At 70.5% G+C, this 12,305-nt stretch carries 12 protein-coding genes; 3 read left to right on the top strand and 9 right to left on the bottom strand.

Translation table 11 applies throughout. From position 1 onward, the window contains the following. Positions 1 to 14: 14 nt before the first annotated feature. Positions 15 to 482 carry a helix-turn-helix domain-containing protein gene (locus OHU35_RS40160; RefSeq protein WP_359892351.1) on the bottom strand — a complete coding sequence of 156 codons (468 nt, stop codon included), beginning with the start codon at positions 480 to 482 and terminating at the stop codon, positions 15 to 17. A 93-nt stretch (positions 483 to 575) separates the two neighbouring features. Here OHU35_RS40160 and OHU35_RS40165 point away from each other — a divergent pair, with 93 nt between their 5' ends. Then, positions 576 to 1,073 (top strand): PaaI family thioesterase, encoded by a 498-nt coding sequence (locus OHU35_RS40165; RefSeq protein WP_189727496.1) that lies wholly within the window; start codon positions 576 to 578, stop codon positions 1,071 to 1,073. A 57-nt stretch (positions 1,074 to 1,130) separates the two neighbouring features. On the opposite strand, the gene OHU35_RS40170 is transcribed toward OHU35_RS40165, so the two are convergent. Beyond that, positions 1,131 to 2,198 carry an alkene reductase gene (locus OHU35_RS40170; protein WP_359892347.1) on the bottom strand — a complete coding sequence of 356 codons (1,068 nt, stop codon included), beginning with the start codon at positions 2,196 to 2,198 and terminating at the stop codon, positions 1,131 to 1,133. Between the two features lie 342 nt (positions 2,199 to 2,540). Here OHU35_RS40170 and OHU35_RS40175 point away from each other — a divergent pair, with 342 nt between their 5' ends. Then, a complete protein-coding gene (locus OHU35_RS40175) occupies positions 2,541 to 3,386 on the top strand; it encodes an LLM class flavin-dependent oxidoreductase (protein WP_405508919.1) in 846 nt (281 codons plus the stop codon). An 89-nt stretch (positions 3,387 to 3,475) separates the two neighbouring features. Here OHU35_RS40175 and OHU35_RS40180 read toward each other — a convergent pair whose 3' ends face one another. Further along, complete coding sequence (locus tag OHU35_RS40180) at positions 3,476 to 5,239, bottom strand: FAD-dependent oxidoreductase (protein ID WP_405508921.1); 1,764 nt, start codon at positions 5,237 to 5,239, stop codon at positions 3,476 to 3,478. A gap of 281 nt (positions 5,240 to 5,520) precedes the next feature. Between OHU35_RS40180 and OHU35_RS40185 the strand changes: the two genes are divergently transcribed. Further along, a complete protein-coding gene (locus OHU35_RS40185; protein ID WP_405508922.1) occupies positions 5,521 to 6,141 on the top strand; it encodes a DinB family protein in 621 nt (206 codons plus the stop codon). A gap of 95 nt (positions 6,142 to 6,236) precedes the next feature. Here OHU35_RS40185 and OHU35_RS40190 read toward each other — a convergent pair whose 3' ends face one another. From OHU35_RS40190 to OHU35_RS40215, 6 genes are read right to left on the bottom strand one after another with little or no spacing between them, the layout of a single operon-like run. Beyond that, positions 6,237 to 7,136 carry a TauD/TfdA family dioxygenase gene (locus OHU35_RS40190; protein ID WP_359892335.1) on the bottom strand — a complete coding sequence of 300 codons (900 nt, stop codon included), beginning with the start codon at positions 7,134 to 7,136 and terminating at the stop codon, positions 6,237 to 6,239. 55 nt (positions 7,137 to 7,191) lie between these two features. Beyond that, entirely contained in the window at positions 7,192 to 7,560 is a 369-nt protein-coding gene (locus OHU35_RS40195; RefSeq protein WP_189727490.1) for a ferredoxin family protein, read from the bottom strand. Continuing rightward, on the bottom strand, positions 7,557 to 9,161 hold the full coding sequence (locus OHU35_RS40200) for an FAD-binding protein (RefSeq protein WP_359892331.1): 1,605 nt from the start codon (positions 9,159 to 9,161) through the stop codon (positions 7,557 to 7,559). The genes OHU35_RS40195 and OHU35_RS40200 overlap by 4 nt, the downstream gene beginning before the upstream one ends. Further along, positions 9,158 to 10,513, bottom strand: coding sequence for an LLM class flavin-dependent oxidoreductase (locus OHU35_RS40205; RefSeq protein WP_189727488.1), 1,356 nt, complete (start codon positions 10,511 to 10,513; stop codon positions 9,158 to 9,160). The genes OHU35_RS40200 and OHU35_RS40205 overlap by 4 nt, the downstream gene beginning before the upstream one ends. Before the next feature lie 46 nt (positions 10,514 to 10,559). Then, on the bottom strand, positions 10,560 to 11,471 hold the full coding sequence (locus tag OHU35_RS40210; RefSeq protein WP_405508925.1) for an ABC transporter permease: 912 nt from the start codon (positions 11,469 to 11,471) through the stop codon (positions 10,560 to 10,562). Next, positions 11,468 to 12,304 (bottom strand): ABC transporter ATP-binding protein, encoded by an 837-nt coding sequence (locus tag OHU35_RS40215; RefSeq protein WP_189727486.1) that lies wholly within the window; start codon positions 12,302 to 12,304, stop codon positions 11,468 to 11,470. Before OHU35_RS40215 ends, OHU35_RS40210 begins: the two co-directional genes overlap by 4 nt. Position 12,305: the final 1 nt, after the last annotated feature.

A 12,305-nucleotide genomic window follows, 5' to 3' on the forward strand; every position in this document is an offset into this window, starting at 1 on the left:
TGGGTGCCGATGGCTCACGACCGGAGCCGAGCGCCAGGTCCCAGCCGGGCCGTGACCTCCCCAGGGGTGAGGGCGGAGTGCTCCGCGGAGCACTCGACGACGACGCGGACCGGAGCGTCGCAGTCGGTGTGGCGGACGTCCAGTACAGGACCCTCGGGGCCGAGGGCGTGCCTCTCGCCCCACTGGCTCAGCGCCATCAGGACGGGCCACAGGTCCCAGCCTTTGCGCGTCAGACGGTACTCGTTGCGGGAGCGGCTGCCCGGCTCCCGGTAGGGGGCGGTCTTCAGTACGCCGGCCGAGATCAGCTTCCGGAGTCGGTCGCTGAGAACGGCCTCCGACAGGCCGATATGGCGGTGGAAGTCGTCGAAGCGGCGGACTCCGTTGACGGCGTCACGCAGGATCAGCAACGTCCATTTCTCTCCGACCACGTCAAGCGTGCGTTGAACGGGGCAGTTCTCCGTGCTCGCCTCAAGCCACTCCATCCCGCCATCGTAAGGGCCTGGCTTCGTCATTGACAGTCAGCTGAGTGGGAGTCTAGCTTCATTTGAAAAAGTCAGACGGGAAGGCGCTGGGCTGTGGGGCGAACACGTACGTATCAATGGGAAGATCCCGCGGTCCTGGCGGAGGCTGCCGGACGCATGGCCGGTATCGACTTCCTGCGCGAGCTGCAGGCCGGGCGGATGCCGGGGCCGCCCATCAGCCACACCCTCGACTTCACCCTGGACGAGGTGGAGCCCGGAAGGGCGGTCTTCTCGCTGACGCCGGGGGAGGAGCATTACAACCCGATCGGCAGCGTGCACGGCGGCGTCTTCGCCACTCTGCTCGACTCGGCGGCGGGTTGCGCCGTCCAGTCCACCCTCCCGCAGGGCATGGCATACACCTCGCTCGACCTGACGGTGAAGTTCCTGCGGCGGATCACCGCGGACACGGGAGTGGTGCGCGCCATCGGCACGGTTGTCAGTCGGGGCCGTCAAACCGCCCTGGCTCAGGCGCAGTTGCTCGACGCGAAGGACCGCCTGCTCGCCCACGCCACCAGTAGCTGCATGCTCTTCCCGGTGCCTCCCTCGCGGTGAGCCGCAGCCGTGTTGAGACGCCCGAAGGCTGAGTCCCCCCGGGCGTCAGGCGCTTCGTCAGGCGGCGTGGGAAGGGTAGTCGGTGTAACCGGCCGCGCCACCGCCGTAGAAGGTGTTGGGGTCGGGGGCGTTCAGGGGTGCGCCGGAGCGTACGCGCTCGACGAGGTCGGGGTTGGCGAGGGCCATGGTGCCGACGGCGATGACGTCGGCCACGCCGTCTTCGATGTCCTTGGCGCGGGTGGCGATGTCGGCGCCGGCCCGGTTGAGGATCAGCGTGGCCGGCCACAGCTCGCGGAGAGTGGAGAGGAGTTCCTCGTCGCCGCCGTGGCCTATGTGGAGGTAGGCGAGGTCGAGGGGTGCGAGGGCGCGCAGGAGGTGCGGGTAGAGCTCATGGGGGTCGCTCTCTTCGAGGTCGTTGAGCTGGAAGGGGTTGCCGGGGGAGATCCGGATGCCGGTGCGGCCGGCGCCGATCTCGTCGGCCACGGCCGTGGTGACCTCCACCGCGAAACGGATCCGGTTGTCGAGGGAACCGCCGTACTGGTCGGTGCGCTGGTTGGCGCTGGGGAAGAGGAACTGGTTGACCAGGTAGCCGTTGGCCCCGTGGATCTCGACGCCGTCGGCGCCGGCCGCGATGGCTGCCGCGGCGGCGCGCCGGAAGTCGTCAACCGTCGCGGCGACCTCCTCGGTGGACAACTCGCGCGGCACCGGCATCTCCTGGAGTCCGGACACGGTGAACGTGAGCCCCGCCGGCTTGATCGCGGAGGGGGCCACCGGCTGCCGGTGGTGGGGGGTGTTGTCCGGGTGGGCGATGCGCCCGGCGTGCATCAGCTGGATGACTGTACGGCCGTCCTCCTTGCGGACGGCGTCGGTGACCTTGCGCCAGCCGGCGATGTGTTCCTTGGTGTAGATGCCTGGGGTCGCCGGGTAGCCCTGGCCGTCGGCGGAGGGCTGGGTGCCCTCGGTGATGATCAGCGCGTGCGAGGCGCGCTGGGCGTAGTACTCGGCGTTCAGCTCGGTCGGTACGCCCTCCGGCGTGGACCGGCTGCGGGTCAGGGGGGCCATGGCCAGCCGGTGCGGCAGGGGGATCTCTCCGGCGACGGTCGGGTTCCACAAGGCGTTCAGCATGGGCGATTCCTCGGATGTATGAGTGGTGGATCGCTAAAGGGGCCGGAGTGGAGTCGGCCTCCTCTATAAAAGTATGATCGTAATGCTATGTGGCGGGACGTGGGACCGCAAGCGGGCCCTCGGGTGACTCGCGAAGCTTGCGGCGCCCGGTCGGCCGACCCGGGGACAGGCCGGCGGCTGGCCCTAATTGGTTTGCCCGACAGGTCAACTCGCCCTACGGTGAGATCACTTCGACGAGACGTTCCCCAGAAGCACGCCGCAGAGCGGGAGCGTCCCACCTCGCTGAGGTGCCGGAGGGGCGGCAGCAGTCTTTGGCGACCCTTCCTATCGGAGGCTTCCTTCATGAACGTCGGTATCGGCCTGCCCATCGGCGACCCTGCCACCCTGCTCACCTGGGCCCAGCGCGCCGACGCCGGGCCCTTCAGCACGCTCGGCCTGCTCGACCGGCTCGTCTACGACAACCCCGAACCCCTGGTCGCGCTCGCCGTCCTGGCGGGTGCCACCTCCCGCATCCGCGTCCAGACCGAGGTGCTGCTCGCCCCGCTGCGCGACACCGCGCTCCTCGCCAAGCAGGCCGCCACGTTGGACCGGATGACCGGTGGCCGCCTGAGCCTCGGTCTGGGCATCGGCGGCCGGGACGACGACCACCAGGTCACGGGCGTCGACATACGCACCCGAGGCCGACGCCTCGACGAGCAGATGGCGGTCATGCGCCGGCTTTGGTCCGGCGAACCGTACGGCGACGGGGTCGGCCCGATCGGCCCTGAACCCGCCCGGCCCGGCGGGCCCGAGGTCCTCTTCGGCGGTTTCAAGCCCGCCGCGATCGAACGCGTCGCGCGCTGGGGTGACGGCTTCCTCGCCGCCGCGGCGCCCTCCTGGGCAGGCGGACTGTTCGACACCGCTCGCAGGTTCTGGAAGGAGTACGACCGCGACGGCGAACCACGCCTCGTCGCCCAGGTCAACGTCGCGCTCGGCCCAGAAGACGTGATCCATGACGCCCGGACCAACATGCACGCGTACTACACCTTCACCGGCATGCCAGACCGGATGGTGGCCGGAATGCTCACCACGCCGGCCGAGGTCCGCGACGCGATCGCCGCCTTCGCCGACCTCGGCGCCGACGAGGTCATGCTCTACTGCTACGGCCTCGACCCGAACCAGGTGGACCGGCTCGCGGACGTCCTGTGACGGTGGCGCGTACGTGGCGGAGAAGTCTCCCCTCGCCGCCGCGTCCCGCGCCGGCCTGACCGGACCCGACTGAGCGGTTCCACCGGCCTTCAGCCGACGTCGAAGACATTCGGCAGCCGGAGGCGGTAACGGGTGCGGTCGTGCCGCTTGAGTGCCTCCAGCTCGGGGGCCCGGTACAAGGGGGTCACCGTGCACCGTTCGGCCGTCGAGCCGATCTGTTCCAGCAGGGCGTTGACGGCCTGCCGGGCCGAGGAGTTGGCGCCCTCCATGGTGGCGAGGTCGATGGGAACGGCCACGTAGTCGCCGGCCAGGAAGAGGTTGGGGATCTTCGTGGCCGACCGCGGGCGGTGGAGGAAGGTCCCCACCGGATGGATGAGCAGCTGCTCCTCGTTGACGGGGTGTGGCGTGCCGAGTCCGTCCACGGCCGGATCGAGGAACCAGGAGTGCAGCACGGAGTCCTTCAGGACCGTACGGCCGCTGTCGTTGAGCGCCGCCTTCAGCTGCGCCCACACCTCGCGGGCGACTTCGGTACGGGTGCACTGCTTGGCCGTCTTGCCGTACAGGATCCCCGGGCGGTCCCACTCCGAGACGTCCACGGACAGACAGTCCGCGACCGTGCCGTCGCCGAAGTCGGCGGGGAAGTCGTGGCCCGGCCAGTGCTGGGCTTGGGCGATCGCGGTCAGCGACCAGGGGGAGTCGATGAGGTCGAGGTGGCCGTGCAGGATCGGCGTGCGCTCGGTCAGATAGAACTGAATGCCGGTCATCCAGTCCGTCTCCAGCTGGTCGCACGCGGCCAGTTGGGGATCGGCGGCGCGTACGGCGGAGTTCCATGTGCGGCGGGCGTGCTCTACCGGCATCGCCGAAATGTAGTGGTCGGCGGTGACGGTCCGGCGCGCGCCTGCGGGGTCCTCCACGACAGCCCCGGCGATCACACCCGAGTCCAGGGGCAGGTCCCGTACGGTCCAGCCGACGCGGAACTCGACGCCGAGTGACCTCAGGTGCGTCACCCAGGGGTCGATCCAGGCCTCGTTGGTGGGCGCGTTGAGGATCCGGTCCAGCGGTCCGTCCGCGCCCCGCCCGAGGAGGTTGAAGGCGAAGGCCTCCAGCAGAGTGGCGACCGTACGGGTGCTGGCCTCCTCCGCCTTGGTGGCCACGATGTTGCGGGTGATGCCGACGGCGAGGATCCGCTGGTAGTCGTAGGACATCCGTCCGGCCCGTACGAACTCCCACCACGGCGTCCGCTCCCAGACGTCGTCGCGGCGCTCGTCGCAGCTGGTGAGGAAGACCAGAAAGCGGTTGGCGAAGTAGAGAGCCTCGTGGAGGGGGAGGTTGAAGGCCGTGTCGAGGACCGAGGTGAAGGCGCGGCGGATCTCGTCGGGGGTGAGTTCGGCCGGGGTGTTGCCGGGCCAGGGCAGCGGTATCCGGATGTCCTCGCGGCCGCCCGACCGGGCGAACAGCATCTCCTTGGGGGCGACGAGGTTGTCGTGGACACCGTTGGGGTTGCCGGGGAACGGGATGCGCCGCATGGTGTCGGGCAGGTTGTGGTAGATGCCGGGGATGAAGCGGAAGCCGTGCTCTCCTGGCAGGGGGCGGCGGCCGCCCGTGCCGCTGCCCGGTACGTCCATGCTGCGGGCCTTGCCGCCCAGTGCCTTGCGTTCGTAGACCGTGACCCGGAAGCCGCGCTCGGCGAGTTCGTGCGCGGCCGTGAGCCCGGCGACGCCCCCGCCCAGTACGGCCACGGTCCGCTCTGCTGCGCCGTTCTCGGCCGAAGCCCGCTCGGGGGTTCCGAGGGCGACCCCGCCGCCGGCGGCCGCGGCCGTGCCCAGGAACCCTCTGCGCGTGGTGCCGCCCATCGCTACCCCTTACCGTCGGTAACACCGGCGCACGAGGATATGGGCGAGGCAACAATCCCGGAAGACGGACGACGCAACTTTGACTTGATGCCGCGTCCGCCGAGGCGAGCGTGGTGTGCAGGCACCCGTGCGCTGGTCCGGGATGTCAGTGTGTCGGGGTCGGGCGGTGAGGGACAGGCGTAAATCAGGACTGCTGGGGTGAGCGATGGCCAGGTGAGATGCCCCTCACTGTGCCAGGCTGGCGGATCGCACAGGACCAGTTTCGAACACAGGAGCACTCGATGACGGCACCGTCCCGCCTGTCTCCCTTGCTGGAGCAGTTCGACTTCGCACGCGAGCGCCTCGTCCACCGCATGACAGGACCCGTCATGGACAGCGGCGACGGGACGGATACGAACGTCGACCCCATGACCGACGAGGAGTACCTCTGGGAGCCGGCGCCCCGCTGCTGGTCGGTACGGCGTCGCGTGAACGGGCCGGGTCCTCACGCGACTCTCCTTGCGGGTACCGGCGACTGGGGACGCGACGCTGCCCCGTACCCGCACCCCTGGCCCCCGCCCATCACCACCATCGCATGGCGCCTGAGCCACCTCAGCGAGATGCTGACCCTGCGCGCCGACCACACGGCCGGCGCCCACGCGCTGACCCGCGACGACTTTCCCGTCGTCGGGGATGCCACAGGGGCGGTCACCGCCTTTGACGCCGGTGCCGCGGCCTGGCGGACGGCGCTGCTGAGCGTGGACGAGGCAGCACTCGACACCGTGGGGTACTGCACCTACCCGCACGGCAGCGACCCGGACGAGCCGTTCATCGACATCGTGTGGTGGGTCAACCAGGAACTGCTGCACCACGGGGCCGAGATCGCCCTGCTGCGCGACCTCTACCGCGCCCGACAGCACTGACCCCCGCCACCAGCCATTTGTGCGGGATGTCCTGGGCGTCGGCGACAGGGCGGGCAGCCGGGAGGGGACTCGCCCCTCCCGGCTGCCCGGGTGGTTCAGGAGGCCGCGGGTGTGTAGTGGGAGGCGTCGTCTCCTTCGAGGGCGTGGCTGTGGGTGCCGTCGATGCCGGCGGGGACGTCGCCCGCGACGGTGACGCGGTGGAGGAGGCGGGGAAGGTCGCCGTAGTCGTCGGGGGCGTAGTGCTGGGTGATGCGGTTGTCGAAGAGGACGACGTCGCCGGGTGTCCAGGTGACGCGCACGATGTTCTCCGGGCGGGTGACGTAGGCCTGGAAGATGCGCAGCAGGTCGCGTGAGTCGGACGGGCCGAGGCCGACGATGCTCTGGGCGAAGCCGCCGATGAACAGGCCCCGTTCCCCGGTCTCGGGGTGGACGCGGACGACCGGGTGGGCGGTGCGGTACTTGCGGGAGACGAACCGCTTGCGGTGTTCGGCGGCCTTGTCGTTCTTCGGGGCGGCGTAGTCGTAGTCGTTGGTGTGGACGGCCCACAGCTTGTCGGCCAGCTCGCGCAGCGGCTCGGGCAGGTCCCGGTAGGCGGCGGCCGAGTTGGCGATGAGGGTGTTGCCGCCGTAGGGCGGGACCACGATGCTGCGCAGCGTGGAGGCCTTGGGGGGTGTCCGCACGAAGGTGACGTCCGTGTGCCAGCGGTTGGCGCGGATACCTTCGTCGCCGTCGACGGGCAGGATCTGGGGCTGGCCTTCGACGGAGGGCACGGTGGGGTGTGCGGTGGTGAGTTCGCCGAAGAGGGAGGCGAAGCGGAGCTGGCCGGCGTCGTCGAGGTTCTGGTCGCGGAAGACGAGTGCCTTGTGCTCCAGGAGGGCGGAGTTGATCTCGGTGACGATGGCGGGGTCGAGGTCGCCGGAGAGGTCCACGCCGAGGATCTCGGCGCCGATGCGGCCGCCGATCCTGCGGATGTCGAAGCCGGTGCTGGTGGTCATGTGCGGGTCTTCCTTTCGGGGTGCGAACGGTGGAGAGGTGAGTCGTCGGAGGGCATCAGGACGTGATCGGCGGGGAGGTTCCCTTGGATCCCGGCGGGCCGAGGGAAGGGCCGACGGCCCGGAGCGCACCGGGCGTGCGGCCTTGCCCCCAGCCGATGTGCCGGCGGTAGCTGCCGAGCAGGCCGGCGCGGTCCAGGTTCTCCTCGTCCCGCGCGGTGGAGTCGTCGGACAGCGGGCTGGTCAGGGGTGCGACGTACAGCGCGTCGGCCGGGCAGTTCGCCTCGCACTGGAAGCAGGTCTGGCAGTCGTCGCGGCGGGCGAGCACCGGGATGCCGTCCTGACCGCGGTCGAAGACGTTGGTCGGGCAGACCTTGATGCACTTGTCGCAGGTGATGCAGCGCTCCGCCGAGACCAGTTCGATCACGAGGCCACCTCCAGCGGTGCCGTCGGTGCGGCCGACAGGGGCTCGGTGCGGGTCCACACCCGGTCGAGGCCTCCCGTGACGATGCGGTGGTGCTGCTCGGGGTCCTGTGCCGGGTGGTCGAGCCGTTTGGCCATGCCGCGGGTTTCCGTGCGGGCCAGGGCCGAGGCGTACATCCAGCGGGCATGCGCCGCCATCGCCGCGGCCTGCCTGGCCCGTACGGTGTCCCCGCTCCCGGCGTGCAGGGCGGTGCGCGACTCCTCCCACACGCTGTCGAGCACCTTCATCGAGGCGGTGAGCCGGTCGCCGTGGCGCAGATAGTTCTTCTCGTACGGGAGCACCTCGCGCTGGACCGCGGTGACGATCGCGCGGAAGCCGTCGGCCGGGCCCGGGGTACCGGTGGGGCGGAGCCCCGCCCCGCCCGCCGCCACCAGGCGCCTCGTACCGGCGCGGACTCCGAGCGTGCGGGCATGGCGGGTCGCGCCCCGGCCTGCCCAGGTGCCGGAGGCGATGGCCCAGGCGGCGTTGTGGCTGCCACCGCCGGTGAAGCCGCCGCAGATCAGCTCGCGGGTCGCCGCGTCGCCGGCCGCGTACAGTCCGGGCACGGTGGTGGAGCAGTCGTCGCCGGTGATGCGGATCCCGCCGGTGCCGCGCACGGTGCCCTCGGCGAGGAGCGTGACGGCGAACAGCTGGGTGAACGGGTCGATACCGAGCCGGTCGAACGGGAGGAAGAAGTTGGGCTGGGCCAGCCGCATCGCCTTCTGGGCCGCGGCGTCCGCCCGGTCCAGGCGGCAGTACACCTTCTCGCTGAGCAGTGCCTTCGCGATCACGGACCGGCCGCCCTGGCTGGCCGCGCCCTCCAGGACCGTACCGTCCGCGTGGTAGAAGGTCGCGAAGGAGTAGAACGCGGTCTTGGTGACGGAGGTCCCCTCGGGCGCGATGCCGTAGGCGTTGGAGAACTCCATTCCGGACAGCTCCGCGCCCACCTCGGCGGCGAACAGCGCTCCGTCGCCGGTGTTGACGTTGCAGCCGAGCGCACCGCTGAGGAACGCGCAGCCGCCGGTGGCCAGGACGACCGCCCCGGCGCGCACCCGGTACGGCTCCCCGGCCTGGCGCCGGTGCCCCCTGGCCCCGGCGACCGCTCCGGAGGGATCGGTGAGCAGCTCGGTGACCGGGCTGTGGTCGAGGACGCGTGCCCCGGCGCGCTGGACGCGGATCCGCATCCTGCGCATGTACTCCGGTCCCTGCAGGCCGTTCCTGAGCTGCTTTCCGTCCGGCCCTGTGGGGAACGGGTAGCGTCCGGCCGCCGCCAGCTCGTTCACGCCCGCGTACGTCTGGTCCAGCACCCGGGTCATCCAGCGCCGGTCGGCCAGAAATCCACCCAGGGCCTCTCTGCTCGCCATGGCCGCCTCCCGCGCCGCCGGCTCCGGGGGGACGTACCAGACACCGGTTCCGGCGGAGGCGGTGGCGCCGCTGGTGCCGCAGTAGCCCTTGTCGGCGAGGACGACATCCGCTCCGTCCTGAGCCGCTTTGAGCGCGGCCCAGGTGGCTGCCGGGCCGCCGCCGATCACCAGGACGTCGGTGGTGAGTTCCAGTCCGGTCATACCGGCCGCCCTTCTCCTGCGGTCGCTGCGGCCAGCCGGTTGGCGGGGCGGGGCAGGCCGTAGTGCTCGCGCAGGGTGCGGCCGGTGTACTCGGTGCGGAACAGGCCGCGCCGCTGCAGGATCGGTACGACGTGGTCGACGAAGTCCTCCAGGCCTCCCGGCAGATGGGGCGGCATGATGTTGAATCCGTCCGCGGCGCCCTGGGTGAACCACTCCTCGAGCTGGTCGGCCACCTGCTCCGGGGTGCCGGCGAACACCCGGTGGCCACGGCCGGCACCGAGGCGGGCGATGAGCTCGCGCAGGGTGAGGCCGTCGCGGCGGGCCAGTTCGGCGACGAGCGTGAAACGGCTCTTGTTGCCGTTGATGTCCCGCTCCTCGGGCAGCTCGGGCAGCGGCCCGTCCAGCGGCAGCCCGGTCAGATCGGTGCCGAGCATCGCGGACAGCTGGGCGAGCCCGTACTCGGGTACCTGTAGCTCCGTCAGCTCCTGTTCCAGCGCGCGGGCTTCGGCCTCCGTCGAGCCGATGACCGGGGCGATGCCCGGAAGCACCAGCAGCTGGTCCTCGGTGCGGCCATGGCGGACGAGCCGTGTCTTGAGGTCCTTGTAGAAGGCCTGGCCGTCGGCGAGGGTCTGCTGGGCGGTGAAGACGGCCTCGGCGTACCGGGCGGCGAACTCCTTGCCGTCCTCCGACGAGCCTGCCTGCACCAGCAGCGGGTAACCCTGAGGTGTGCGGGGGACGTTCAGCGGGCCCTGTACCCCGAAGTACTCCCCGCGGTGGTTGATCTCCCGCACCTTGGCGGTGTCGGCGTAGACGCCGCGCTCCCGGTCGAGCAGGATCGCGTCGTCCTCCCAGCTGTCCCACAACTTGGTGGCCACGTCGACGAACTCCCGGGCCCGCTCGTAGCGCAGCGCGTGCTCCAGGTGCTCGTCCTGCCCGAAGTTGCGGGCCTCGTTCACGGTGCCGGAGGTGACGATGTTCCAGCCGGCCCGGCCTCCGCTGATGTGGTCCAGGGAGGCGAACTTGCGGGCGGTGTGGAAGGGCTCGTTGAAGGTGGTGGAGACGGTGGCGATCAGGCCGACGTGTTCGGTGACCGCCGCCAGGGCCGACAGCAGGGTGAGCGGTTCGAAGCCGCCCAGGACGTTGTGTCTGACCTTCCCCCACAGGGCGAGGCCGTCGGCGAGGAAGACGGAGTCGAACAGGCCGCGCTCGGCGGTCCGTGCGAGCTGCTGGAAGTAGCGCAGATCGGTGACCCGTTCGGGCTGGGTACGGGGGTGGCGCCAGGCGGCGTCGTGGTGGCCGGCGTTCATCAGGAAGGCGTTGAGGTGCAGGCGTCGCGGGCTGGTCGCGGTCATGGGGTTCCTCGGATCGGGGCGGTGAGACACAGGTGGCGGGGCGAGGTCAGCCGTCGGCCGGGAGGCGCCAGGTGCTGAGCCGTCGTTCCACTGCGACCAGGAGTTGGTTGAAGGCCACTCCGATGGCGGAGATGGTGACGATGCCGGCGTACATCTGCGGGATCGCGAAGTTGTACTGCGAGGCGTTGATCAGGTAGCCGAGGCCCGCCTTGGCGCCGATCATCTCGGCGGCGACGAGTACGAGGATGGAGACTGCTCCGGCCAGTCGGATGCCGGTGAAGACGACCGGTACCGCGGAGGGCAGGATGACCTTCTGGAACAGCCTGGGCGCGGACAGGTCCATCGACTTCGCCAGCTTCAGCAGCGTCGGGTCGACGCCCCGGACCGCGCTGATGGTGTTGAGCAGGATGGGCCAGGTGCAGGCGTAGAGCACGATGGAGATCTTCGAGGTCTCGCCGATGCCGAGCAGGAGCACGAAGACGGGCAGCAGGGCCAGAGCCGCGGTGTTGCGGAAGACCTCCAGCAGCGGGCCGAGGAGGTCGGCCACCGGCCGGTACCAGCCGATCAGCAGGCCGAGGGGCACGGCGACGAGCACGGCGAGGCCGAATCCGCTGAACGAACGCACCAGACTGGCACGGGCGTTGTCGGCGAGCTGGCCGTCGGCGGCCAGTTCCCACCAGGCGCGGGCGACCTCGCTGAACGGCGGCAGGAACGTCCGGTCGACCAGCCCGAGGCGCGGCGCGGTCTCCCAGAGCAGGAGCAGGGCCACGATCGCCGCGGACCTGGTCGCTCCGCTCACCAGCAGATCCGGCAGCCGGCGGACCACCCGGCGGGCCCGGGCCGTCGTGACGGGGACCCGGCGCGCATGCGGCGACACCTCGGGGGAGGGGACCGGGGCGAGCTCGATGGAGCCGGACGTGGTGCTCTTGTCGGTGACCGTTCCGGTTGCGGGGCTCATACGGCAGCCGCCTCCTTCTCCAATTGCTGGGCCCTGGCGACCTCGTCGTGCAGCAGTGACCAGATCTCGTGGCGGTGGCGTGCGAACTCGGGGCTGGAGCGCAGGTCGTCCGTGGCGTCACGGGAGCCGAGGGCGACCGGCACGATCTGCTTGATGCGGCCCGGCCTGGATGTCATGACGGCGACGCGCTGTCCGAGATAGACGGCCTCGTCGATGCCGTGGGTGATGAAGACGACGGTCTTTCCGGTGCGCTGCCAGATGCGCAGCAGCTCGTCCTGGAGCGACTCGCGGGTCTGGGCGTCCAGCGCGGCGAACGGCTCGTCCATCAGCAGCACATCGGGGTCGTAGGCGAGGCTGCGGGCGATCGCCACGCGCTGGCGCATGCCGCCCGACAGTTCGTGCGGATGGCGGTCCTCGAAGCCGGTGAGGCCGACGAGGTCCAGGAACTCCCTGGCCCGCTGGGCGCGTTGGCGTCGTGGAACCCCGGTGGCTTCCAGGCCGAACTCGACGTTGCCCTGCGCGGTGCGCCAGGGCAGCAGCGCGTACTGCTGGAAGACGATGCCGCGGTCCAGGCCCGGTCCGGTGACGGGTGTGCCGTCCAGCAGGATGCGTCCGCCGGAGGGCCGGGTGAGGCCGCCGAGCAGATCCAGCAGGGTCGACTTTCCGCAGCCGCTCGGGCCGACGAGGACGACGAATTCACCGGCCGCTATCTGCAGATCGATTCCATCGAGTGCGGTGAACCGGGTCGTCTGCCGAGCCCCCTTCCGGTCCTTTACGGTGAATTCCTTCGTCACGTTCTCGAACTCGATCTTGGGTGTGGTGGATTCCGGCATA

This window comes from Streptomyces purpurascens (genome assembly GCF_045040895.1).
GTDB classification, from domain to species: domain Bacteria; phylum Actinomycetota; class Actinomycetes; order Streptomycetales; family Streptomycetaceae; genus Streptomyces; species Streptomyces purpurascens.

Bases quoted from the DNA above. Each gene is read 5' to 3' on its own strand.
- OHU35_RS40190 (WP_359892335.1), bottom strand. From the start codon at position 7,136: ATGACCACCAGCACCGGCTTCGACATCCGCAGGATCGGCGGCCGCATC.
- OHU35_RS40205 (WP_189727488.1), bottom strand. From the start codon at position 10,513: ATGACCGCGACCAGCCCGCGACGCCTGCACCTCAACGCCTTCCTGATG.
- OHU35_RS40160 (WP_359892351.1), bottom strand. From the start codon at position 482: ATGGAGTGGCTTGAGGCGAGCACGGAGAACTGCCCCGTTCAACGCACG.
- OHU35_RS40185 (WP_405508922.1), top strand. From the start codon at position 5,521: ATGACGGCACCGTCCCGCCTGTCTCCCTTGCTGGAGCAGTTCGACTTC.
- OHU35_RS40215 (WP_189727486.1), bottom strand. From the start codon at position 12,304: ATGCCGGAATCCACCACACCCAAGATCGAGTTCGAGAACGTGACGAAG.
- OHU35_RS40170 (WP_359892347.1), bottom strand. From the start codon at position 2,198: ATGCTGAACGCCTTGTGGAACCCGACCGTCGCCGGAGAGATCCCCCTG.
- OHU35_RS40210 (WP_405508925.1), bottom strand. From the start codon at position 11,471: ATGAGCCCCGCAACCGGAACGGTCACCGACAAGAGCACCACGTCCGGC.
- OHU35_RS40200 (WP_359892331.1), bottom strand. From the start codon at position 9,161: ATGACCGGACTGGAACTCACCACCGACGTCCTGGTGATCGGCGGCGGC.
- OHU35_RS40180 (WP_405508921.1), bottom strand. From the start codon at position 5,239: ATGGGCGGCACCACGCGCAGAGGGTTCCTGGGCACGGCCGCGGCCGCC.
- OHU35_RS40175 (WP_405508919.1), top strand. From the start codon at position 2,541: ATGAACGTCGGTATCGGCCTGCCCATCGGCGACCCTGCCACCCTGCTC.